General features: G+C 37.2%; 21 protein-coding genes and 1 pseudogene. 12 read left to right on the forward strand and 10 right to left on the reverse strand.

Annotated elements, in window-relative coordinates:
• Nucleotides 1-43 precede the first annotated feature (43 nt).
• From FJR04_RS18930 to FJR04_RS18945, 4 genes are all read right to left on the reverse strand, one after another.
• Nucleotides 44-844 (reverse strand): hypothetical protein, encoded by an 801-nt coding sequence (locus FJR04_RS18930; protein ID WP_168497615.1) that lies wholly within the window; start codon nt 842-844, stop codon nt 44-46.
• Nucleotides 845-910: 66 nt separating this feature from the next.
• Nucleotides 911-3658 carry a hypothetical protein gene (locus FJR04_RS18935; RefSeq protein WP_168497617.1) on the reverse strand — a complete coding sequence of 916 codons (2748 nt, stop codon included), beginning with the start codon at nt 3656-3658 and terminating at the stop codon, nt 911-913.
• Complete coding sequence (locus tag FJR04_RS18940; RefSeq protein WP_168497619.1) at nt 3606-3983, reverse strand: hypothetical protein; 378 nt, start codon at nt 3981-3983, stop codon at nt 3606-3608. The genes FJR04_RS18935 and FJR04_RS18940 overlap by 53 nt, the downstream gene beginning before the upstream one ends.
• 102 nt (nt 3984-4085) lie before the next feature.
• A complete protein-coding gene (locus FJR04_RS18945; protein WP_168497621.1) occupies nt 4086-4703 on the reverse strand; it encodes a hypothetical protein in 618 nt (205 codons plus the stop codon).
• Nucleotides 4704-5210: 507 nt separating this feature from the next.
• On the opposite strand from FJR04_RS18945, the gene FJR04_RS18950 reads away from it, so the two are divergent.
• The 8 genes and pseudogenes from FJR04_RS18950 to FJR04_RS26260 form a co-directional block, all read left to right on the forward strand.
• Complete coding sequence (locus FJR04_RS18950) at nt 5211-7391, forward strand: PhoX family phosphatase (RefSeq protein WP_168497623.1); 2181 nt, start codon at nt 5211-5213, stop codon at nt 7389-7391.
• A 646-nt stretch (nt 7392-8037) separates the two neighbouring features.
• Nucleotides 8038-8460 (forward strand): hypothetical protein, encoded by a 423-nt coding sequence (locus FJR04_RS18955; RefSeq protein WP_168497625.1) that lies wholly within the window; start codon nt 8038-8040, stop codon nt 8458-8460.
• Nucleotides 8461-8670: 210 nt separating this feature from the next.
• A complete protein-coding gene (locus FJR04_RS18960; RefSeq protein WP_168497627.1) occupies nt 8671-11100 on the forward strand; it encodes a hypothetical protein in 2430 nt (809 codons plus the stop codon).
• Nucleotides 11101-11410: 310 nt separating this feature from the next.
• Complete coding sequence (locus FJR04_RS18965; protein WP_168497629.1) at nt 11411-11548, forward strand: hypothetical protein; 138 nt, start codon at nt 11411-11413, stop codon at nt 11546-11548.
• 45 nt (nt 11549-11593) lie between these two features.
• On the forward strand, nt 11594-11845 hold the full coding sequence (locus FJR04_RS18970) for a hypothetical protein (protein ID WP_168497632.1): 252 nt from the start codon (nt 11594-11596) through the stop codon (nt 11843-11845).
• Nucleotides 11826-12086: a Txe/YoeB family addiction module toxin gene (locus tag FJR04_RS18975; protein WP_168497634.1), complete on the forward strand. Its 261-nt coding sequence runs from the start codon at nt 11826-11828 to the stop codon at nt 12084-12086. The genes FJR04_RS18970 and FJR04_RS18975 overlap by 20 nt, the downstream gene beginning before the upstream one ends.
• A 230-nt stretch (nt 12087-12316) precedes the next feature.
• On the forward strand, nt 12317-12556 hold the full coding sequence (locus FJR04_RS18980; RefSeq protein ID WP_168497636.1) for a type II toxin-antitoxin system HicB family antitoxin: 240 nt from the start codon (nt 12317-12319) through the stop codon (nt 12554-12556).
• 86 nt (nt 12557-12642) lie between these two features.
• Nucleotides 12643-12783 (forward strand): annotated as a pseudogene (locus tag FJR04_RS26260) (type II toxin-antitoxin system HicA family toxin); the annotation flags it as partial.
• A 32-nt stretch (nt 12784-12815) separates the two neighbouring features.
• Here FJR04_RS26260 and FJR04_RS18990 read toward each other — a convergent pair.
• The 6 genes from FJR04_RS18990 to FJR04_RS19015 all read right to left on the reverse strand — a co-directional run bounded on the left by FJR04_RS18990 (nt 12816) and on the right by FJR04_RS19015 (nt 14977).
• On the reverse strand, nt 12816-13226 hold the full coding sequence (locus FJR04_RS18990; RefSeq protein WP_168497638.1) for a PIN domain-containing protein: 411 nt from the start codon (nt 13224-13226) through the stop codon (nt 12816-12818).
• A complete protein-coding gene (locus FJR04_RS18995; RefSeq protein ID WP_168497640.1) occupies nt 13223-13423 on the reverse strand; it encodes a type II toxin-antitoxin system VapB family antitoxin in 201 nt (66 codons plus the stop codon). Before FJR04_RS18995 ends, FJR04_RS18990 begins: the two co-directional genes overlap by 4 nt.
• 90 nt (nt 13424-13513) lie before the next feature.
• Nucleotides 13514-13729 carry an antitoxin gene (locus tag FJR04_RS19000; protein ID WP_168497642.1) on the reverse strand — a complete coding sequence of 72 codons (216 nt, stop codon included), beginning with the start codon at nt 13727-13729 and terminating at the stop codon, nt 13514-13516.
• Nucleotides 13726-14016 carry a BrnT family toxin gene (locus FJR04_RS19005; RefSeq protein ID WP_168497644.1) on the reverse strand — a complete coding sequence of 97 codons (291 nt, stop codon included), beginning with the start codon at nt 14014-14016 and terminating at the stop codon, nt 13726-13728. Before FJR04_RS19005 ends, FJR04_RS19000 begins: the two co-directional genes overlap by 4 nt.
• A 174-nt stretch (nt 14017-14190) precedes the next feature.
• The gene (locus tag FJR04_RS19010; protein ID WP_168497646.1) at nt 14191-14373 is read right to left on the reverse strand and encodes a hypothetical protein; all 183 of its coding nucleotides are present in this window, start codon (nt 14371-14373) and stop codon (nt 14191-14193) included.
• A 109-nt stretch (nt 14374-14482) separates the two neighbouring features.
• Complete coding sequence (locus FJR04_RS19015) at nt 14483-14977, reverse strand: hypothetical protein (RefSeq protein ID WP_168497648.1); 495 nt, start codon at nt 14975-14977, stop codon at nt 14483-14485.
• A 527-nt stretch (nt 14978-15504) separates the two neighbouring features.
• On the opposite strand from FJR04_RS19015, the gene FJR04_RS19020 reads away from it, so the two are divergent.
• From FJR04_RS19020 to FJR04_RS19035, 4 genes are all read left to right on the forward strand, one after another.
• Complete coding sequence (locus FJR04_RS19020; protein ID WP_168497650.1) at nt 15505-19491, forward strand: magnesium chelatase subunit H; 3987 nt, start codon at nt 15505-15507, stop codon at nt 19489-19491.
• A 145-nt stretch (nt 19492-19636) separates the two neighbouring features.
• Complete coding sequence (locus tag FJR04_RS19025; RefSeq protein ID WP_168497652.1) at nt 19637-20212, forward strand: Uma2 family endonuclease; 576 nt, start codon at nt 19637-19639, stop codon at nt 20210-20212.
• Nucleotides 20213-20365: 153 nt separating this feature from the next.
• Nucleotides 20366-22723, forward strand: coding sequence for an ATP-binding protein (locus FJR04_RS19030; RefSeq protein ID WP_168497654.1), 2358 nt, complete (start codon nt 20366-20368; stop codon nt 22721-22723).
• Nucleotides 22720-23679 (forward strand): ATP-binding protein (locus FJR04_RS19035; protein WP_168497656.1); only part of this gene is annotated, 960 nt, incomplete at its 3' end. The genes FJR04_RS19030 and FJR04_RS19035, both read left to right, overlap by 4 nt.

A 23679-nucleotide genomic window follows, 5' to 3' on the forward strand; every position in this document is an offset into this window, starting at 1 on the left:
TTTGATAAAGTAAATTGATTACAAGGGCGGGGAAACCCTGCCCCTACTGGCTTCTGCTGTAATTCTCCTCCCTCCCAAACAAATCTATTTGCGAAGTCGTCCGCATCAATCTTGCAGCCTCAGTAGCTGAATCAACTCGCCGCGCACGATTCATTTCTTCCATTTGTTGAGAAATACTCGCTAAATTCAAATTAGAATATTGCAAAGATTGATTAGTTTGCATTGTTTGCGCCAGCGTTTCTCCAATAATTTTTGATTGCTCACTTTGCACCTTCAGAGATTGTAATTGTAAATTAATTTGATTAGCACTTGTTTGGGCTGATAATTGTTGCGCCACATTTTCAATTGTCGGAATTTTAGCCAGAATATCACCTAGTAAATTTCGGTTACTTTGTTCCGCATTATTAGCAGTTTCCACAATAGTTGTAATAATATTTTCCGTCTCCTCCAACTTATTCTTTAAACGTCGCTGTCCCTCAATTCCCATAACACCTTCCACCGAACCTCTAAGAATCAAACGATTCATCTCATTACTAACCGCATTCCCTCGGACAATCGGATTATTTTCAAACTTATCTGTCGTCGGATAAAAAAACAAATCCTGACGTACTTGTTTCCCCACCTCAATCGGATTTGGTACATTTAACTCTCCCCTAGAACCATTCAAATAATTTTGACTACTAACTTCCAAAGGTCTTAAAGTTTCACTCAGATTATTTGTAAAATAATTTTGCATATCCACAGAATACAATTGAAACTCACTCCAAACCTTACCTAATTGCCCCATAGTCGGTAAAACCAAAAACAACAAAAACCCCAAACTAAAAAAAACAATCTTCCTCATAAAATCCCCTTATTAATTTCCTTCTTCCTTTGCGTCTTTGCGCCTTTGCGTGAGATAATTCCTCAATTACCCACCACGTAAAGAAGCCACTAATTGCCGAGCAAAAACAGAAATTGCCTCATATTTATCCTTGTAACGTAACATCGCTTGCTGACGAGCATTTTGTTCATGAGGATTATTAGCAACCGCCGCCAATTGTTCATAACCTGGATAATAACGACAGAAAGTATAAATCCCATTATCATCCAACAACCATTGACTATAAATACCTTCCTTTCGAGGAAAAAAGCTTTCCGTCGCATTCCGAGAAATAACATCGCGGGGATATTTTAAAATGCTAATAAAACTATCTACAGCAACTGGTTGAATCCGACCAATTAATCTCGTTGATAAATTTTGTAAAATCTTTGATGCGGCTTTAGATTTAGCAATTGTATCGGGATCTTGTGCTGATAAAATAACTCTAATTCCAGCTTTTGCACCGTTAGCGCAAATTCTCCCCACTAAATCTGATATTTGATCAAACTCAAATAAAATCGGGGCTTCATCAATAAAAAATATCGAAGCTGGACTGCTTAAAGCTCGTCGTAAAGCTGCCGAATAAGCACTTAAAGATAAAACTGCTGCATCTTCATTATCTGATAAATTTCGCAGTGCAAAAACTAAAAGTTGGGCATCTGTAGGAAAGCTAGATGGTGCAGAAATTGATTTTCCCACACGACTAGAAAGCCAAAAACGCAAACGCAATTGAATTTGACTAAGGGCATCATCTACTCTGCCACTAATAGAATCTAATTGCAGATGTTCTGGAGAACAAAAATAGAGAAAATCTTGTAAAGTAGGTGTTTTTTGCCAAGCTGTAGTTCCAAAACCGTTAGATATTGCTTGTTTATATCGCTCCTTAATACCTGCATCAGCAAAGAACGCTGTTAGGGCTAAATTGAGCAAGGAACGCACTGTTTGAGTTAATAGTTGGTTTTCAGTGGATGACCCTAAAACCATAGTCATCAAGGCTGATTCTAAGAAGCCAGTATAATCGAGAAGGCGATCGCGTTGTTCTTCTGGAGAGAGCGATCGCAAATCTGGCTGTTCAAACAGATTATTTGATTGTTTGGAAATATCAAAATACGCTCCATTCCCCTCCATAAACTCTGTATAGTCAGTAAAGGTAGATGTCCCATCAGGCTTAGGGAAGTCCAACGCAATTACAGGAATTCCATGTGCTAAAGCTTGAGTTAAAATTCCCGACACCAAAACCGATTTACCCGCACGAGTTGTGGCAAACAACGCTAAATTTTTATGTTGATTAAACAAATCTAAATGTATTGGTGTTCCTCCTTCCTCAGCAATTAATTCAAAGCCGTGTTTATCTCCAGCTTTAGTTAAAATTAAAGGCATTAATCCCGGAACTTCACTTGTCAAATATAATTGTCTGCGGTTAAAAGGCTTAACTAACAAACCTTCCCAAACTATCGGTAGAGATTGTAACCAAATTTTCCAGGCATATTCTACTTCTCTAATTACCTGTGCAGGACGTTGAAAACAGTTTTCAATATATCTTGTGGCTTCGTCTAATTTTTCTATAGTTGGACGATGGACAAAAATAACTACACTCGTATATATCGGAACTGCACCTTCATATAATTGTTCTTGTGCTGCTACCGATTTCTTTAACTTTAATTGAGCATTTACATCAATAGTTTTACTTTTTTCTTGCGCCATCATTGCTGTCATATTCGACTGCTTGAGGACTCGTTGTAAAGTAGTTTTGACTAATGCGGGATTAGCCGCAGTTAACTGACAAAAAATTTCTGTATCTACGACCGTTTCTCTAGCTAATAAATCCCACAAATAACGTAACTGAGAAAATTTATTCGGCCAACCTCCTGGTTTTTCCAGAAATGTCATCGCCCCAATATAGCGATTTTTCACATTTACCCAACGACGATCCGCACAGGGTACACTAGATTCCATCAACAAGGTTGTACTGTGGATATTTTCTATCAACAATTTGCTACTAGCTAAATCTGAATTAACTTCTTCATGCAGTCCATTTTCATCTAAATAAAGTAATTGAGGAATTTCTATCGGTGGAGTATCATTAAATCGTCTCCAGACTTCTTCCCAAAGTTCATTAGCATTTAGAGGTTTAACATCTAAACCCATTTTGTTAGATAACAATTGTTCCCATCGAGAAAAACCTTGTTGATAAGCTTTGATAATCAGAGTTTCAATGCGTTGATTTTGAACTTCTCCCAGTTCTCCTTTAAATTTCAACCACCAAACTTCAGTTTTTGCTAAAAGTTTCTCAATCCAATCATCAGCTTGATTAGCATTGGGTTCAATGGTATAAGTTACATAAATTCGCAGAAATTTCGGCTTGCGAATGCCAGAATTACTCAGTTCTTGAATTCTCGCTCTTTCTGCTGTCAATAAATATTTAAGATCCCGTGATGGTGTCCGCTTTACCAAATCTGCTAGTTCTTGTTGGCGTTGTTTATCGGAACTGAAAGACCCTATATGTAAGGTCATTTTTTCGCCTTCGGGAATATCTTTTAAACCAGATTCAATATTATTAAATATAGTCTCTATTTGTTCCGACCTTAAAGTGGTATGAATGCCTCGACATTCAAACCCGAAAACAAAGCAAAACCGATCTTTTTGATTTTCTTTATTGAGAATATAAGCCCCAATATCTCTGCTATTCAAAGAAATACGGAGCATAGTCGCCAAATGTAAAGCATCTTCAAATGGTGTTAGTCTATTTTCTTGTCCGCCGGCGCTGATGTTTTGTTTTCCGATTTTTTGTTTCATGGTTAATTTCTAGCACGCTTTGATAACGAGCAAAGCCTCTTGTCCAAGTGGGAACTCCAATAAACTTGCTTAAAAAACGCCAACTCCTACCACCACTTAAAATCCACCAGGTTGCTATTCCCCAACCTGTCATTAATGCTGTCCATAACCATCGTTGAAAATCATTTGCAAACAGCCCTCCAAAAACGCCATTAATCACAAAGTAAGAAACTAAAACAATTACTAACCAGGGAAGAATTTGATCAGCGGGAATTGGTCCTAATGATGGTTGTGAACCTAAGATTTGATTAACTGGACGAAATTCTTGATCTTGTTCTTCAGACATAAAATAGGTGACAGGTGAGAGGGAGCAGAGGGGCAGGGGAGCAGAGGAGAAAATTATCTTCTTCTTCCTTCGTCTTTCCTCCTGACTCATGAATTCTTACAATTAACTACTACTACCATCCCCAATTACAAAGCCTGTCAGGACATCAGCAATAGTGACAGCAACAACTACTATCAAAGGAATTCTCGCAATACTTTGCCAATCTTCATCTTTGCGAACTGCATTAATTACACCAATCAGAGAAATAGCAATATAAAGTAAATAAATTGCTCGCAAAACGTTGAATATTAAACTGACTGCTGTTTGAGGATTGCTACTGCTATCTGTACCTTGTGTCAATGTAGTTTTGAAAAAGTTTTCAGCTTTACCAAAAAATTGAGCAGATACCGGAGTGGCAAAAAAGTCTAACCAAAATAAACTTAGGATGATAGATACTGCAAAGATTTGCAATAATATCAGCCATTGTTTTGATAAATTTACCTGCTGTCCAATTTGCTGGCAGACTATTGTGATTAAACTACCCATTAGTAAACAAAAAAGCAGAATAGGACTTTTTAAACTAATGACGCTTAAAAACACAGCGCAAGCAATTAAAAAGGGTACAGATTCAACCAGGTATTGTACCCATGATTTCCCAGTACCTGGTAATTTCTCTGTTGTTGTCGTTGTCCTCACAATTAAACTTGTATCGAGTCTTTTCATACTATGATTTCTAGGCATTTACCAATTTCCCTGTTATTTATAATAAATACTCAGTAACATTCATTTTTAAAAGTTTGACTGTGGTTTTAAAGTTGTCACGTCTCATCTGTGTTTTTTCTGAGATTTTGTATGGTTTATATTTTATATATAGTATATTATTGTGTTGTTAATATTTATTAAGGATTGGTTAATCAATACTTAATATTTAGTTAAATCAACAATTGAATCAGAGCATCATGATTTTAATTGAAAACATCCTTTTTTCTAAATTAGAATTAATCAATATATAACCTGATATTAATCCTTGTTGTCTAAATTGAGATAGATTTGATAATTCTTGCTTGTGTGAGCGACAAAAATCAATTTTAACCTTTTATTAAAAAAAGGTTATTGTTTGTTTAAAAATTAAGAAAATTTCAGAAAAATTTCTGTAAATCTGTAAAAGTTTTCTTTACTAAATTGCTCCTAGCAGTAAGAAGTTAACTGAATAGCAACCTTGTAAACCTTAAATATAGAGAACCAAAAATGAAAGGTCAGTTTCATCCTAAGAATGATATAACTATCAACCCATCCGGTAACGAGTCAATCTTAGACGTAATCGGGCGTGTCAGTATAAAGCGCAGACGTTTCATACTGACAACTGCGGCAGCTTCGGCAGCAACTGTATTTAGTGATATTGCCGTCAGTAGTTTCCTGCAAACTGTAGAAGCAGCACCAGTTCCAGCCGGATTGGGATTTTCTGGTATTGGCTTTGAGAGCATCGAGCCAAACTTGCTCAACCCAGCCACAGGACTGTTACAAAAGGATCTCGTTACTGTTCCTAAAGGCTACACAGCTAGAATTTTATCTGCATGGGGTGATCCAATCATGCCCGGTGCGCCAAACTGGTTGCCAGATGCTTCCCAAGATGCTGCTGCACAGGAAATGCAAATCGGGGAAAACCATGATGGTATGCACTTTTTCCCCTTACCAGGACGAAGCTTTCTCAACCGGACAGCAGGTTTGCCCGTAGCTGTGGAAGGTAATGCTTACAATAACAGTGGCTTATTGTGCGTTAACCACGAATATACCCAAGAGCATTTCCTTCATGTCGGTGGTAATCCAAGTAACGATACCATGACCATTGCGAAAGCAAGAAAGTCTCAAGCAGCCCATGGTGTATCTATTCAAGAAATATCTAAAGACAGATTTGGCAATACCTGGAGTGTTAACCGCAATTCCCGTTATGGTCGCCGGATCACTGGTAACACAGAAATGCGCGTTTCTGGTCCAGCTGCGGGTGATGCGTTGATGAAATCCAAGAAATTTTCCATTGAACCTACTGGTTCAGTTGAAATTGGCACTAACGATGGCTACACAGCTTATGGTACTTTAAACAATTGCGCCCACGGCATAACTCCCTGGGGTACTTACCTGACTGCGGAAGAGAACTTTCAAGGTTATTTTGCTAACTCTAATTCCACCGCAGTGAATATTGCGAACATTCCTGGTCTGGAAGATAAAGCCGCTGATATCCGCAATGGACAAAGACGCTACGGTATCGGTTCATCATCTGGTTATCGCTGGCCTGTGGTTGATCCACGCTTTGATGCTTTCAACAATCCTTTAGAACCTCATTTATTCGGTTGGATGGTTGAGATTGATCCTTATGATCCTGACAGCAAACCAGTTAAACGCACTTCCATGGGTCGCATCAGACACGAGAGCGCCCAATATGTTGTTGATGACAACAATGATCTAGCTTACTATACAGGTGACGACAACGTTAACGAATATATCTATAAGTTCGTTTGCTCTAGAAAATACAATCCCAGAGTCCGTTCTGCGAATACTGACCTACTTGATCATGGTACTCTCTACGTTGCCAAGTTCAATGACAATGGTACTGGTGAATGGCTACCTTTGGTATGGGGTCAAGGTGGTTTGACACCAGCAAACGGATTTAATAACCAAGCTGAAGTCCTAATTAAGACTAGACAAGCTGCTGACAGAGTAGGCGCAACCATGATGGATCGCCCAGAATGGATAGCTGCACGTCCCCGCATCAATGGGTTCAATGAAGTTGAAGTCTACTGTACTTTAACCAATAACAGTCGTCGCGGAACAAGTCCGTCCTCTGTGAATAACCCCGATGGTACAACTTCTGGAGGCAGTGCGCGTCCTCCTGTTGATGCTGCTAACCCCAGAGCAAGCAACATTTACGGTCACATTATTCGTTGGCGTGAAACTGGACGCAGTGTTACTGCTACTACCTTTAGTTGGGATATTTACGTTGTAGCTGGTGACGAGCAAAATAGTGACCCGAATCGTCAAGGTAATATCAATGGTGACGACTTTGTGAGTCCAGATGGTCTGTGGTTCGATGCCTACGGTCGTCTGTGGATTCAAACTGACCATTCAGGTGATGGCATGGGTAGTGTTGCCAACATTGGTAGTAACTCAATGGTTTGTGCCAATCCTAATGATCCTAGACAAGTTAAGTTGTTTTTAACTGCGCCTACTGATTGTGAAGTGACTGGTGTAACCACTACACCTGATCACAGAACTATGTTCATTAATATTCAGCACCCAGGCGATAGCGGAACTGTTGCTAATCCTACAACCCATAGCAACTGGCCACACAGTCAAGGTTATGGTCCACAAGGTCGTCCCCGTTCTGCGACAGTGGTAATCACAAAAAATGATGGCGGCATCATTGGTACTTAATTCTTGATGTAATACTAGTACCGCTTTCTCGGAATTAAAAGAATGAACAGGATAAAAATAGGAATTGTATTATGAATTACCTATTACCAATTATCCATTACTAGCTTTAACCAGATGTTTTGATTAACTAATTAGTAATTGAGACTCAATTAGAGAACAAAGCTTAAAATACGTTACTTGATTAGGGTGCATTTATAAAAATGTACCCTAATTTATTGATTTGTGGAATTGGCTGCATCGAAGATAGGAATATTATGAAAATAAAAGCTCAAGCTTTGTCTTTTCTTAGCATTGACTTAATCTAATGTGTTTACAAAACAACGTTTTATTCAGCTATTTTATTGGGATGAATAATTAATTAAAATATTTTTTTAACGGCTTGACTAAACAATTAGTTTTAAGTAATATGACTTTGTTACAAGATTTACGCACTGCAAAGTTTAATCAAAATTTAACTTAACCTGTGCTGAAATATAATGTTTTTCACCTTGGATACTGAACGGTAATTACACCTTAAAATCAACAGTTTGTGTTGATAAAGTCACTGGCTTTAACAGTAACTGAAATAGTGAAATTTCCCACAGCACAGATGTAAGGTGCGTAGATCGCAAGTACATTAAACTTTCAATAAAAGGAATATAAATCAATGAAATTGAACAAGAAATTAGCGATCGCCTTAGTTGCAGTTTCCGCTAGTGTATTTGGCTTTGGTTCTGTAGCTTCTGCTGGTGAAGGTGGTGCTGCTGGAGCGGTAGCAGCTACACTTGATGCTAATGGTGTAGTAACTGGAATGGCTGCTGCTGGAGCAGTTGGTAAAAATGATGCGGCTGCTACAGCCACCAGTAACTTTGGTATTGTTTCAGCAGCAGCCTTGGGAAGTGCTGGCGTAATCGAATTAATTAGCGATAGTGGATCTTATTCCTTTGACGATGGCGTAAATCTTGAAGAAGAAGTTTACAACAACGTCACTCTTAAAGGTGGTATAGATACTGCTTTAGGAAGCAGCCAAGCTAACTCTATCGCTACCTTTACCGAAACTCCTATCGGATCTATTGAAACTGGTTTTTAGTTTTTTCAACCCCTGAATTATTTACTTGATAGAGAATATGATCTCTCACTTAATTCAAGTAGTGTTTAGTGCATTCATCTAAAATTTAACCACTTCCTTAATCTGTTAGAGACATGATTTGTGCGTGTCTCTAGCTTACCCTGTCAATAAATAGGGTAAATACAAAAGCAATAAATGAAATTAAATAGAAGTCCTATATATTAACTATGTATGATAAATTCGTGGCGCAAAAACTTAAAGCTTGCCCTTGTATTATTATTTAGTACAGCAACAATATCCTTTCCTAAAACAGTTCGTGCTGATATATCCACAAGCACATTAGAACTTGAAAGTTTTAATAATAATAGCAAATTAGAATTATCAGTCACCCCTGAATCTGAAAATGCTTCTGTCTTAATTGCTAATCTGAAATCTTCGACAATTGTATCCAATTCAGAAAATCAATTACAAGCATCTTTATCTAATTCTATTCAGCAGACACAGGTAACAGATTTAATCAGCACTAATTCCCCATCTCCATCTTGTTTTCCCAACAATACTGAACAACCAAAATTTACCGCATTCACAGATTTAGCCAAAAATAATGATCCAGTTAATTCCTGTACTTCTAATCAAATTAGTCAAGTAGAATCTAGGAACAAACAACTAGATACACTAGATTCTCTGGTAGATCCACAACCGAAAGTTGATGAATTGGATATTAATCAAGAATTACCAACAGAAAAAACACCCCAATCTCAACAAGAATATATTATTTCTCCGAGAACAGCAAATGAACAAAAAATTCATCCCCGGACAACTACCATACCACTAAATGGGGCATTAATTAATCATTTAACTGCCAGACAATTTAATATAGGCTCTAATTTTGGTAGTAATCAAAATACTAATTTTGATGTTAATGGACTTGTCAAACTTAACGGACAAGTTCAAGAAAATATGACAAAGAATAATATTTTTACTGTAGATCAAATAGGAGAATATTTGCAACTACAAACAGTAAGAAAAAGCCGAGAAGTTACTGTTAATTTCCAAGAACCCCGGACTTTATTGGGTACACATCTCCAATTCAGTATGACAGGTTCATGTATCTTACCTGGCGGAAATCCAGACCAAGTATGCACATACATTCCTGGCTTAAAATCTGCTGATATTAACCCTGATACATTAACACCAAGACGAATTTTTCAAACTGCAAAATTGGGTGATGTCGTCACACCAGAAACAGTAATTGCAATTCGCCAACCTGGGTTTCAATCAGGGGCTAATGGTCAAGAAGTTGGTATTGATTTATATTTGCCTAATACAGGATCATTTGTTGGTAATAGTACCGGAAATCAACTATCTGTCACCAGAAAAGAAGAAATAGATAATACACCCGTAGCAATTTATTCGAGAATTAGACAGATTGTAAAAGTGAATGATCGTGAAGCTGTAATGGGTCGGACATTAAGGGGATTTAGCTTTGTTTTAAATGATGATAATACTTTATTGAATACAGCTTTGCAATTAGGATATATTTTGTTACCTGATATTATACCTAATATTGCTAGTTCAGAAAATAAAGCTAACTCAAATGTCAACAATAATTTGTTTTTAGCTGCTAATAATGTCAGACTTCCTGCTAATAGTTTGACTGCTTATCATGGGGGAATTGCTAGAGCGCAGAGTGTACCGTCAAACGCAGAAAATTTGAGTCAAGTACCTGCTGCTACATTCAATGGTATTTGGTTAGGTGCATCACCTGTTATTAAACGCAGGTCTGATATTTCTACTCGTTTTGAACAAACTGGACCTCAGACAGTTTCATCCTCTGGTGGTGGAGAAGGGGGATATGGCTCGAATGTAAGTTTTGTTTCTAATATTAATAATCAAGTTGTTTCTACACTCGATTTACAAGATTTTCATACTCAGGTTTATGTGACAACTCTCAATCAAGAAGTTAATAATGTCACATCTAACAGATATAGAGAAGAAACAAAATATGCGCCACATCTAAGTTTTACAGGAAATATTACAGGAACTAAAGAAGCATTGAGATATTACACAGGTGTGATAGGTGCAGAAGAAATTAAGGCTTATGGTGGCGTAGATTTTAGTAAAAATACTGCAAATGGATGGAATTTTTCTGGAGGTGTAATTGGCTATATTAATCCAGATATTGATTACTACAGTCAAGTAACAGGTAGTTTTGGTAAACGGATACTTTTGAGTCGGAATAGTAATTTGGTAATATCCACTGGAGTTAATTATGCTTTTGATCGAGAAACTCGTCCTAATGATTTTGTAAATTCAATTACAGTCAGAGCCAGAGCCAATTTAGGTAATGTTTGGTTTGGTGTAACTAACTATTTTGCTGATGTTTTACCCGATTCTCTGCGGAATACTTTAGTCATCAGTGCTGGTATTCAATTTAGCAATAATTTTTTATTCTCAACATATTATAATCCTATAAATGAAAATTCTGCTCGTTCTGTCTATGGTGCTGGAGCGAGATTGAGACTTGGTAAAAATCAGCATAGTCCCACACTCAATCTATCCTGGAGAAATAATGAGTACGACTATGGTAGAGATGGGACTGGTAATGAATTGAAAATAGATGAAAATATATTTACTGTGTTTTTGAGAAATAATTTTTGAAAGGTTGGGTGAACAACAGGAATGCTCCGGACAAAGCCTATTGTGTTAGTCGCTACGCGATCGCCTGCGTGGCCATAGTCGAGATGATATCCAGGATTTGAGAATATACAGAATGTAATTTATCGGTTCTTTGTTGGTGGTGAATATTGTAATTGTTAATTGCCTATTCTTTTTATGATACAATATTATTGTTAACTTAATTCTTCAAAAACAGTATTATATTTTTAGTGAAAGGATGACAAAATTATGCAAGCAATTAGGCTACAAAAAACTATAGAAAAATGGTGAAATCTCTTTTCAAGATTTACCTGTGGTAGAGGGACAAGAAGTTGAAGTAATTGTTTTATTATCGCCCATACCTGCTAAGAAAAAGGTATTAACCGCTCGTGAGTTACTTGATTCGAGTTTGATCGGTTTATGGGAAGAAAGAGACGATATTGCGGATTAATTATAGATGTTATGATGAGAATAAAGAAGGAAATCAATATAGACTATGATTACTGGAATTAAACAAAAAGCAACCGTTGGTAAAAATGGCAAGATTGAATTACCTACAACTGAGTTACCAGAGGGAACAATTGTAGAGGTAATTGTGTTAGTTGATCACGAAACTGTAGAAGATGAAACAACTTATCTTTTAAAATCAGAATCTAATAAGAAGCATTTACTAAAAGCCATAGAAAATGTAGCACAAGGAAATTTAATTTATGTTGATTTAGATGAATATGAAAAAAGTAGCATTTGAACTAAAAGCTTTTGAAGAATTGGGAGAATGGGGAACAGAAGATAAAAAAGTCTTTAAAAAAATATTGTCACTCATTAAGGATATCCAAAGAGATCCATTTTCAGGAATAGGAAAACCAGAACCCTTAAAATATGAATTACAGGGTTACTACTCAAGGAGAATTACGGATGAACATAGACTGGTTTATAAAGTTGAAGAAGATGTATTAATTATCATTGCCTGTAAATATCATTATGATTGATGTAAATGCGATTCCTACGGAGCGCTTCACTATCGCTCACAACCACCCTAATTTTCGGCGATTACTAGGTCGCGCAACGCTGACACACTGCACCCCAAAAGCGTCGTACTCCCCTACCCAGCGATACCTAAAGTAAGCTAACGCTAATGCACTTTTCCCAAATTCCCCAAACCGTTTATCATGGAATAAATCAAAGCTAAAAATCACTAACTCAAAAAACGTAAAGATATATGCTGAACAAAAGTAAACAAATTTACAATTACACTGTACTTCTGGAAAAGGAACAGGATGAGGGTTATCATGCCTTTTGTCCTGTTCTCAAAGGTTGTCATTCTCAAGGAGATTCTTTTGAAGAAGCAATTGGGAATATTACAGAAGCTATTGAATTATATATTGAAAGTTTAATAGCTGATAATCAACCTGTTCCTAAAGAGGATTTAATTGTTAAGCCATTAAGCATTTTAATATGAGTAATTTACCAAGTATAAAAACTAAATATTTTATTAAGGTTATCGAAACTCCAGGTTTTTATTTTGACAGATAAAGAGGTAGTCATGCTATTTACAAGAATGCTGATGGTTTAAGAGTTGTTGTTCCAATTCATTCAGGTAAAGACATTAAACCAGGTACTTTAATGAGAATGATTCAAGATATTGGTATTGATAAAGAAACATTTTTTAAATTAGTACAAAAATAAATCGATTCCTGCGGATTGCTTGCGCGATCGCATTAACCCTCAACAGGCAATAAAATAATAGGGATATGTACCAGAAAATTCTGAAAATCATTGTCAGTGGAGAGGATGCTGTAGCTGCGACGATGAGCAACTGTACAAATCAAAAAATCGGTATTTGAACCCTGAATGCCTTTACTGCGGCAGGTATTGAAAAACTCAGAGGCAAGTTCGTAGTCTTCAGACATGAGTTCTAAATCAGGGAAAGCTCGGAGGTAATCTCGCAGACGGGTAAACTGTTCAAAATTGCGGATTCCAGAAAGAATTTCTTGGCGAATCGCGCCTATCAAGGCAACTTGGTCATCAGTGATTAAATTCTGCAATATTGTGACTGCTGGGGAAGAATCAGGTGGTGTTTTCCGACGTAAAGCCAGTGACCAAACAGAAGTATCAACAATAATGCTCATGCTTGATGACGTTGCTGCTTATAGTTATAGCCTTCGTCATATTCGATGGTCCCAAAGAGGTCTAATACTTTGAGCCGCTTACGACGTTGAATATATTCGCGCAGTGCTGTTTCTACTAAAGAATCAATGTTCACCTGATTGTCAAGTTCCAACGCCTCTTTTAGTAAGGCTTCGTTGATGTTGAGCGATGTAGTCACAATCAATTCTAATCCTAAAAATGACTAAATAAATGGTAGCGCACTCTAGGTAATTGATTTTTGCAATTATCAAATTCTAGCAATACAGATTTAATTGTTGCTTTCTATCAACGATAACCTACGTTTATTTTCCATACATTCACGCAGATAAAGATTAATTAAATTCAAATAAGAAATACCTGTTTCTTGAGCTATTTCTTCAAAGTATTGAATAACATCCTTTTCTAAATCAATTGTAACTTGTTCTTTTAACTGTTTAGAATAGGGATTTTTGACGGATTTAGAAAAATCATAATTTTCTCTCATAGAAACTCCTGATATTGTTTTTGTTCTAGTTTATTTGCTTTTCTGGCTGAAATAATCCTAATTATTGAATCGTTTTCTCGATAACAATGGCAAACAACTAAAAGGCGATAATAAACACTGATTCCTAATAAAATAAATCTATCTTCATCTTGAGAATGATCAGGATCATAAATTAAACGAGCATTATCATCAATAAAGGCAGATTTTGCTTCTTCAAAAGAAATTCCATGTTTTTGAATATTACTCTCAGCTTTTTGTAAATCCCAAGTAAATTCTAACTTATTCATTATTATACTAAATTTTAAATTTCTATTCCTAAAATTTACATTATGATTATGCCACAAGTTACGGATTATTAAGGCGATCGCTCACAACTACCCAACTTTAGAGGATCTCTCTCCCAACTTATTCCTAAACAGCGATTCCTACGGAGCGCTTCGCTATCGCACACAACCCCAATTTTAAACGATCGCACCCCAACACCCCAAAACAGCGATCGCACACAACCCCAATTTTAAACTATCGCACTCCCACATCCCCAAACAGCGATCGCACACAACCCTAATTTTAAACGATCGCACCCCAACATCCCCAAACAGCGATCGCTCACAACTCCATAACTTTAAACGATCGCACCCCAACACAGCGATCGCTCACAACCCCCTAATTTTAAACGATCGCATCCCAACATCCCCAAACAGCGATCGCACACAACCCCAATTTTAAACGATCGCACTGACTACTTTCGCAAATTTAATCGTCAATATCGTCAATACTGCTCGAAGTTGTGGTAACATCAACATCTATATAATTTCCTATAGCTTCTTCTATTAGTCTAGTTTCAGCAGAAGATAATTGAGGAGATGGTAGAAAAAAGCTGATAAACGGTTGGAGAGCCGGATATTTTGCAAATTCCATTAAGAAACCGACAGCAAATTGAGGGATATGTTCCTTGATAAAACTAATAAACTCTCTGAATGCTCCGGAAATCTTTTCCCACCAAGTACCGTCTCTCCTCTCAATTTCGTTTTGAAGTTTTTCAAGCTCTCTATGAATCTCTTGATGCTTGGATTCAAAAAACTTGATACCATCTCGAGTCAAAACGCCATGTCTATTCCAAATTACAGCAAGATTGTTGACGTTATCCAATATCTTCAAAATCTTTCCATGGTGCAATTCATTAAAGAGAGTTTCTTTAGAATAAACATGACTCTTAAAGAACAAAAAACCTTTTTGTTCTTTAAGCATAAATCTTATACGCCTTATTTCGAGATCTATTTTGTTAAATGCCCCTCTTAGGAGAGTTTTCTGCTCAAATGTGTGTTTTTGATAGGCGTTACGTTTCTGGATTACTATCATCGTTTAACTACACCTTATATACATAGTTTCTAGAGTTTTGATCTTTCTAGTAAGCAAGCTAGTAGATTAGAACAATAATTTGAACCTACTGTCCTACAGACAACTGGGCGATCGCACGATTCGCTCAACTCAAAACCAAAATATCACAATACTGTCAGCACCAACGTTTTGTTACATAACAGCATAATTATGTAAACAAAATTTAAAACCAGGTGAGAGAACCTGCATTCTTTGTTAAGATTCATGAATAAATATGTTGTTTTCTATATCATTTTGTGTCAGATATAGGACAAAACCCCCACAGAATCCGAGTTTTCTGCTAAAAAACTCTTATTGCCGAAGATAATTGAAGTTACAAACGGCCATATTAACCGTGAGGAACTTCATGAGAACACGCTTGAAAGGAGCTTATTTGAATGTTTACCCAAGTCAAGTCCACTATTAGGCATATTGCACCTGACAATTTACGGGGACGTAAGTTAATCAAGGTTGTCTATGTCGTGCTAGAATCCCAATACCAAAGTGCATTATCACAAGCGGTCCGGGAAATTAACGCTAATCATCCCAGCGTAGCCATAGAAATCAGTGGATACATGATTGAAGAACTACGCAACTCTGAAAACTATGAGGAGTTGAAACGTGATATAGCCAGTGCTAATATATTCATTGCTTCTCTAATTTTTATAGAAGACTTAGCACAGAAAGTAGTTGCCGCAGTTGAACCCCATCGTGATAATCTCGATGTATCCGTTGTCTTTCCCTCCATGCCCGAAGTTATGCGCCTTAACAAAATGGGTAGCTTCTCTTTGGCGCAATTAGGACAATCCAAGAGCGTCATTGCTAACTTCATGAAAAAGCGCAAGGAGAAATCTGGCGCTGGTTTCCAAGACGGAATGTTGAAGTTGTTGCGGACACTCCCCCAAGTGCTGAAATTCCTCCCTATGGAAAAAGCACAAGACGCGAGAAACTTCATGCTCAGTTTTCAGTATTGGCTAGGTGGTTCAGCCGAAAACCTGGAAAACTTCTTGCTGATGCTGGCTGATAAATACGTATTGAAAGGCGCGGAAAAAGAAAGCTTTGCTGCTGCTAAGTATGAAGCACCTGTTGTTTATCCCGACATGGGGATTTGGCATCCTTTAGCGCCAAATATGTTTGAGGATGTGCGAGAATATCTCAACTGGTATGCTGTCCGCAAGGATATTTCCCGAAATCTTAAAGACCCTCTTGCACCATGTGTAGGTTTGGTTTTACAAAGAACTCACCTAGTAACCGGTGATGATGCCCATTATGTGGCAATTGTCCAGGAATTAGAATCATTAGGTGCAAAAGTTCTGCCTGTGTTTGCTGGTGGTTTGGACTTCTCTAAACCAATCGAAGCTTATTTCTATGAACCTACAACTAAATTACAATTAGTAGATGCGGTAGTTTCCTTAACTGGTTTCGCTTTGGTGGGTGGACCAGCTAGACAAGATCATCCGAAAGCTATTGAAGCATTAAAACGCCTCAACCGTCCCTACATGGTCGCCTTGCCTTTGGTCTTCCAAACCACCGAAGAATGGCTAGATAGCGATTTGGGGTTACATCCCATTCAAGTGGCTTTACAGATTGCTATACCTGAATTAGACGGGGCAATTGAGCCGATTATCCTATCTGGTAAAGATGGGGCAACTGGGAAAGCGATCGCCTTACAAGACCGAGTAGAAATAGTTGCCCAACGCGCCTTAAAATGGGCAAGTCTGCGCCGTAAACCCAAATTAATCAAAAAAGTCGCCATCACCGTTTTCAGCTTCCCTCCCGACAAAGGTAACGTGGGAACAGCCGCATATTTAGACGTATTCGGTTCTATCCATGAAGTCATGAAAGGACTGAGAAACAACGGTTACGACGTACAAGACATTCCCGAAACTCCCCAAGAGTTGCTAGAACAAGTCATCCACGACGCACAAGCACAATACAACAGTCCCGAACTCAACATCGCTTACAAAATGTCTGTGCCAGAATATGAAGCACTGACACCCTACTCCCAACGCTTAGAAGAAAACTGGGGACCACCTCCCGGAAACTTGAACAGCGACGGACAAAATCTCTTGATTTACGGAAAACAATTTGGTAATGTATTTATTGGAGTCCAGCCCACATTTGGTTATGAAGGCGACCCCATGCGGTTGTTATTCTCCCGTTCCGCAAGTCCTCATCACGGCTTTGCAGCTTACTACACCTATCTAGAACGGATTTGGGGCGCTGATGCTGTGTTACACTTTGGGACACATGGCTCATTGGAATTCATGCCCGGTAAGCAAATGGGAATGTCTGGTGATTGTTACCCAGATCAACTAATTGGCTCAATTCCGAATCTGTATTATTACGCAGCCAATAACCCCAGTGAAGCCACAATTGCCAAACGTCGCAGTTATGCAGAAACAATTTCTTACTTGACACCACCTGCGGAAAATGCTGGTTTATACAAAGGTTTGAAGGAACTCAGCGAGTTAATTGCTTCTTACCAAACTTTGAAAGACACAGGCCGGGGTGTTTCCATTGTCAATTCCATCATGGATAAATGCCGCATTGTCAACTTAGACAAGGATATTGAGTTACCAGAAACCGATTCTAAGGATATGTCCTCGGAAGAACGGGATAATATCGTTGGTAGCGTTTATCGGCGGTTGATGGAGATTGAATCGCGCTTGTTACCTTGTGGACTGCACGTAATTGGTAAACCTCCTAGTGCGGAAGAAGCGATCGCAACTTTAGTCAACATTGCCAGTTTAGACCGACAAGAGGAAGAAATTCAAGGTTTACCCGGAATTATTGCTAGAAGTCTGGGACGCACCATTGAAGATATCTACAGAAACAACGATGCCGGCATTTTGGCAGATGTGCAACTATTACAAGATATCACCCTCGCTACCCGTGCGGCTGTCACGGCCTTAGTTCAAGAACAAATTGACGCAGAAGGTAGAGTGATAGCGGTTTCCAAGTTGAATTTCTTGTACATGGGTAGAAAAGAACCTTGGTTAGAATCACTGCATCAATCAGGTTACACCAAAGTTGATACCTCTGCGTTAAAACCCCTGTTTGAATATTTGGAATTCTGCTTAAAACAAGTTTGTGCAGATAACGAACTCGGTGGACTTCTCCAAGGTTTAGCCGGTGAATATATTCTCCCTGGTCCCGGTGGAGATCCTATCCGTAATCCTGACGTATTACCCACTGGTAAAAATATTCACGCTTTAGATCCCCAATCTATCCCCACTTCTGCCGCAGTTCAATCTGCGAAAATCGTCGTGGATCGGTTGTTGGAACGCAATAAGTCAGAAAATGATGGCAACTGGCCAGAAACCATCGCCTGTGTCCTCTGGGGTACAGATAACATCAAAACCTACGGTGAATCCCTCGCCCAAATTATGTGGATGATTGGTGTGCGTCCAGTTCCCGATGCTTTGGGACGGGTGAACAAGTTGGAATTGATACCTTTAGAAGAGTTGGGTCGTCCTAGAATTGATGTTGTCATTAACTGTTCTGGTGTATTCCGCGATTTGTTCATTAACCAAATGAATCTGCTTGACCAAGGTGTGAAAATGGCTGCTGAAGCTGATGAACCTTTGGAAATGAATTTTGTCCGCAAGCACGCTTTGAAACAAGCTGAGGACATGGGCATAAATCTGCGTCAAGCTGCAACTCGCGTTTTCTCTAATGCTTCTGGTTCTTATTCTTCTAATATTAACCTTGCGGTGGAGAATAGCACTTGGGATAGTGAAGCTGAGTTACAGGAAATGTATTTGAAACGGAAATCTTTCTCTTTCAATTCTGATAATCCTGGGGTTATGGATGAGTCACGGGAGATTTTTGAAACGACTTTAAAAACTGCTGATGCAACTTTCCAGAATCTCGATTCTTCGGAAATCAGTTTAACAGATGTTTCCCATTATTTTGACTCTGATCCTACTAAGTTAGTAGCAAGTCTGCGTGCCGATGGCAAGAAACCTGCATCTTACATTGCAGATACAACTACTGCGAATGCACAGGTCAGAAGTTTATCAGAAACTGTGCGTTTAGATGCGCGGACTAAGTTGTTAAATCCCAAATGGTATGAGGGAATGTTATCTCACGGTTACGAAGGTGTGCGCGAACTTTCTAAACGGTTGGTAAATACCACTGGTTGGAGTGCGACTGCTGGTGCTGTGGATAACTGGGTTTATGAGGACACGAATGAGACTTTCATCAAAGATGAGGAAATGCAAAAGCGTCTCATGAATCTCAATCCTCATTCTTTCCGCAAGATTGTTTCTACTTTGTTGGAAATGAATGGACGCGGTTATTGGGAGACTAGTGAGGAGAATTTAGATCGGTTACGTGAGTTGTATCAGGAGGTGGAAAATCGGATTGAGGGGATAGAATAGGATTAAATGGGCAGGTGAAATACCTGCCTATGATATCTTGATTTTGTTTCGCGCAAAGATGCAAAGGAGCAAAGGCGCAAAGGAAGAGGGAGATTGGTTTGTGATTTGAGTGAAGTAATAATTTTTGTAATTGTGGGATGTGGTTATGAATGCTTTAACTGTGAGTTTAAAATCAGTGATAGATATGACTGATGATCAGTTTTTTCAGCTATGTCAAAATAACCGGGAATTGAGATTTGAAAGAAATGCAAATGGGGAATTAATAATTATGTCACCTGCGGGGGGAGAAACGGGAAATCGTAATGGTAGGGTAAATCAGCAGTTATTTAATTGGACTGATGCTGATGGTACTGGGATAGCTTTTGATTCTTCTACTGGTTTTAAATTACCAAATGGTGCAGATCGTTCTCCTGATGCTTCTTGGATTAAGTTAGAAAGATGGAATGCTTTAACTGATGAGGAAAAACGAAAGTTTCCTCCTATTTGTCCTGATTTTGTCATTGAGTTACTTTCTCCTAGTGATAGTTTGAAGACTACACAAGAAAAGATGAAGGAATATATAGATAATGGTGTGCGTTTAGGTATATTAATTAATCGCAAATCTCGTCAGGTGGAGATTTATAGACAAGGTAAGGAGGTTGAGGTTTTGGATTCTCCTGCTACGGTTTCGGGGGAAGATGTTTTAAAGGGTTTTGTTTTGAATTTGGCGATGATTTGGTAATTTATGATGTATCTAAATACACAAAAATCAAGGTAAAATTAAATTTGGTTAGATAACTTATACCAAGAAGTCAAAAATCTCCTTAACGGTATAGAATAGAACTATATGGGCAAATGTAATGGCTGCCTTAATCCTTAAATTTGTAATCCCTCAATGACTACCTTAATTATTAATCCTTATAAAGCCGGTCCACCAGTTACAGGTTCAGATTTTTATGGTCGTAAAGATTTACTAGCAAAAGTCAACCAAGCTTTAGCTAGTTCAAATGTTGTGTTGCTACAAGGGCAGCGTCGTATCGGCAAAAGTTCGTTTTTACAAAAATTATACAATTTTTTAAAGGATGAGAAATCAGGAGTGGGAAATCTATTGCCTCTTGTTCCTGTAATATTTGATATTCAACGTTATGTGCAAGATACCTTGCCACAGTTTCAGAATCATTTAGCTAAGACTATTGCTAAAGAAATTAATATTGAAGTACCTAATCTTAATCAATGGGAATTTAGTCATACACTATTTCGAGATGAGTGGTTGCCTCAAGTTTTTGAGCATTTAGGAAATCAGGAACTTGTAATTATAGTAGATGAGTTTGATAATTTAGGTGAGCAGACAATTAATAAATCTACAGAGGTTTTAGTTTCTTTTTTAGGCGAGTTAGTAAAGGGTGAACACCAATTAAAGTGGGTTTTGACAGTTGGAAAAGACATTGGTAAATTACCCATACAATATGATCCTATAGTTAGTTCATCTAAAGAAGAAAGAATTAGTTTTTTTTCTCAACCAGAGACAAAACAACTAATAATTCAGCCTACTTTTGGAATACTGACTTATGAAGAAACAGCTATTGATAGGATTTATGAATTAACGAATGGACAACCTCATCTCACGCAAGCATTATGTTCTGAAGTATTTGAATACGTAGTTTTAGATGAAGAAAGAGAAATAGCAACTGTTAATGATGTAAATTTTGTAATACCTAAAACTCTTCAAGCTTATCAAGGTGCTATTGCTAGTATTGCTCGTGTACCTACTATTGAGGAACGTGTATTAGCTACTGTTGCGAGTTTAACATCTGATATAAAAAAAGCTAATAGAGATAAGATTATTCATTTGTTAATGAAAAACCGGGTTCACTTGAACAGAGAGGAATTGAACAATACCTTAGAAAGTCTTATAAAATGGGAGTTATTGAAAGGTAATGATCAAGCTATTCATGTAACTGTGGAAATAGTAAGAATTTGGGTAACAGAGAATATACCTTTAGAACCTAGCAGGGAAGAAGAAATTGATATTCACCAAATTTTAGCAAATAATCGCTGTGAATTTGCAGATAAAGCACGTCAGGCTGGCAGTTATGATCTTGCTATAAAAGATTATAAAGAGGTACTCGTACATATACCAAATCATTGCAGTGCTTTGCGGGGATTAGCTGATATATACTATCTTACTGGAGATTTAGCTGGCAGAGCAGAAGCACTATATAAACTATATTTGTATGATCATAATGTTTTACCTGAAATGGTAGAAGCTTTAGCAGAATATGCCCAATATGCTGAAAATAAAGGTGATTTTTCTGTAGCATCTGAGCAATATGAAAAATTAATAAAATTACAAAATAGTAATGAATGGCAGAGGGGATTAATAAGAAATCTGACAGAACAATTGGAGAAATACCTAGATCAGGTTGAACGGTTGTTAAATATTGGGCAAAGGAATAAATCTTTTGATCCAGAAGAAGAATTAGCGTTTATTAAAGAGATGCCTAGTGAGGAAAATTTAAGTGGAATAACAGAAGAAATGCTAAAAAATAAACAAATAGATGAATTTGAAAAACAGTATCAACATGATATTATAAAAAATAATAATGATTTATTATCTGAAATAGAAACAAATTCTAGAGCGTATACGGAACAAAGAAATGATAGTATTTCATCAAGTGAAATTATTCGTAGACAAGAAAGAATTAGATTAGTACGTGTCTTAGAATCTAAAATAATATCTATAAAAGAAAAAATTATTAAAAATCATTCAAATTTAAGCACTGATAATGATGAATATATTTATGATAATTTAAAAATGCAGGAGCAGAAAGTATGGGTTATACTTACACGAATACAGATATCGAAAGCAGATATTAATCCCGCAACTGCTGCAAAATTAGTCTTATCCTTACAAGAAGCAGGAGTACAATTAAGTGAAAAAGAAATAAGAATTATATCTACTTATGCTTTTCAAGACTTTTCTGCCCTATTTATTGGAATATTATTTATATTCTATATTGTATTAGTATTTCTATTTATTAAGCAATATCTGGTTAGTTGGGTAATTAGTATTTTCATCGCGATCCTTACCATATTTACTGCTTGTATTGGCTTTGTTTTAATATTTATACCTATTATTTTAATATCAGGTGGTATTATAGGTATACTTGGGAAGATTTATCATCCCCTAATAATTATGATTGCAAAAACCAAATTAAAAACGTTAAAAACTTCCTTAGAGGATAAATCATGAAAAGTTTAATTAATCCTTTTCTCCGAAATAGTACACCACCGGAACAAGCCATTATAGATCGCAAAAGAGCAAGTAAATTTTTTAGCTCTTTGATGACTGAAGGAGGTGCTTTAGAAATATATGGTGAGCGAGGTATTGGCAAAAGTCTTATGCTTAAATATATTTCTAGTCCATCTGTTGATGTGACACTGAATAACTTCCAGAATCACATTTTTGTTTTTTTTAATTGTTCAGATAGTGTTCATCCTAAAACAGCAAGTAACTTCTGGTTGCAATGTACAAAAACTTTAGATATAAAACTTGAAGATAGCCCTATAAAAGAAAAATGTAAGGCTTTACTGCAACGGATAGAAAAAGGTGCTGATCTAGGAGCTAATGATTTTCATGATGTTCTTGATGTAGCAGCAGGAGCAAATAAAAGAATAGTTTTAGTATTGGATGATTTTGATGCTTTAATAAGAACTGATACAGAACATCTTGATAGCACTCGTACATTTCTGCAAGGTCTTCGTTCTCTAACTACACGAGATTTCAATAAAGCTAACTTAGTTGTTGCTACTCGCTACTCACTTCAAAAATTATGCAAACCTTTAGCTGTTCAAAATATATCACCATTTGAGAATGGGTTTACAAGTTGTCGTTTACAACTATTTCGTGAAGATGATATTTTAAAGCTCCTACACAGGATTGAACAAACAGATCAACCCTCCTTTAGTTCATCTGAAGCTCGTTATATTGCTAATTTATCGGGTTATCATCCTCAGCTTGCTGAAATGGTGGCTTCTGAAATTTTTGATTATCGTATAGATGCAGGCGCACCTCTGAATGACTTAACACCAGTAGGAGAAAAATTTCAAAGTGTAGCTAGTCCAGTATTTGAAAGATTTTGGGAAGGATCTAGTCCAGATGAACAAATGCTTTTAATGCTAATTGCTTTACAAAAGCTAAAAGGAAAA

The sequence above is a fragment of the Anabaena sp. UHCC 0204 genome (genome assembly GCF_009711975.1).
Taxonomy (GTDB): Bacteria; Cyanobacteriota; Cyanobacteriia; order Cyanobacteriales; family Nostocaceae; genus Dolichospermum.

Excerpts from the sequence above, each read along its gene's own strand:
- FJR04_RS18930 (WP_168497615.1), bottom strand. The coding sequence starts at position 844 with ATGAGGAAGATTGTTTTTTTTAGTTTGGGGTTTTTGTTGTTTTTGGTT.
- FJR04_RS18935 (WP_168497617.1), bottom strand. The coding sequence starts at position 3,658 with ATGAAACAAAAAATCGGAAAACAAAACATCAGCGCCGGCGGACAAGAA.
- FJR04_RS18940 (WP_168497619.1), bottom strand. The coding sequence starts at position 3,983 with ATGTCTGAAGAACAAGATCAAGAATTTCGTCCAGTTAATCAAATCTTA.
- FJR04_RS18945 (WP_168497621.1), bottom strand. The coding sequence starts at position 4,703 with ATGCCTAGAAATCATAGTATGAAAAGACTCGATACAAGTTTAATTGTG.
- FJR04_RS18950 (WP_168497623.1), top strand. The coding sequence starts at position 5,211 with ATGAAAGGTCAGTTTCATCCTAAGAATGATATAACTATCAACCCATCC.
- FJR04_RS18955 (WP_168497625.1), top strand. The coding sequence starts at position 8,038 with ATGAAATTGAACAAGAAATTAGCGATCGCCTTAGTTGCAGTTTCCGCT.
- FJR04_RS18960 (WP_168497627.1), top strand. The coding sequence starts at position 8,671 with ATGATAAATTCGTGGCGCAAAAACTTAAAGCTTGCCCTTGTATTATTA.
- FJR04_RS18970 (WP_168497632.1), top strand. The coding sequence starts at position 11,594 with ATGATTACTGGAATTAAACAAAAAGCAACCGTTGGTAAAAATGGCAAG.
- FJR04_RS18975 (WP_168497634.1), top strand. The coding sequence starts at position 11,826 with ATGAAAAAAGTAGCATTTGAACTAAAAGCTTTTGAAGAATTGGGAGAA.
- FJR04_RS18980 (WP_168497636.1), top strand. The coding sequence starts at position 12,317 with ATGCTGAACAAAAGTAAACAAATTTACAATTACACTGTACTTCTGGAA.
- FJR04_RS18990 (WP_168497638.1), bottom strand. The coding sequence starts at position 13,226 with ATGAGCATTATTGTTGATACTTCTGTTTGGTCACTGGCTTTACGTCGG.
- FJR04_RS19000 (WP_168497642.1), bottom strand. The coding sequence starts at position 13,729 with ATGAGAGAAAATTATGATTTTTCTAAATCCGTCAAAAATCCCTATTCT.
- FJR04_RS19005 (WP_168497644.1), bottom strand. The coding sequence starts at position 14,016 with ATGAATAAGTTAGAATTTACTTGGGATTTACAAAAAGCTGAGAGTAAT.
- FJR04_RS19015 (WP_168497648.1), bottom strand. The coding sequence starts at position 14,977 with ATGCTTAAAGAACAAAAAGGTTTTTTGTTCTTTAAGAGTCATGTTTAT.
- FJR04_RS19020 (WP_168497650.1), top strand. The coding sequence starts at position 15,505 with ATGTTTACCCAAGTCAAGTCCACTATTAGGCATATTGCACCTGACAAT.
- FJR04_RS19025 (WP_168497652.1), top strand. The coding sequence starts at position 19,637 with ATGAATGCTTTAACTGTGAGTTTAAAATCAGTGATAGATATGACTGAT.
- FJR04_RS19030 (WP_168497654.1), top strand. The coding sequence starts at position 20,366 with ATGACTACCTTAATTATTAATCCTTATAAAGCCGGTCCACCAGTTACA.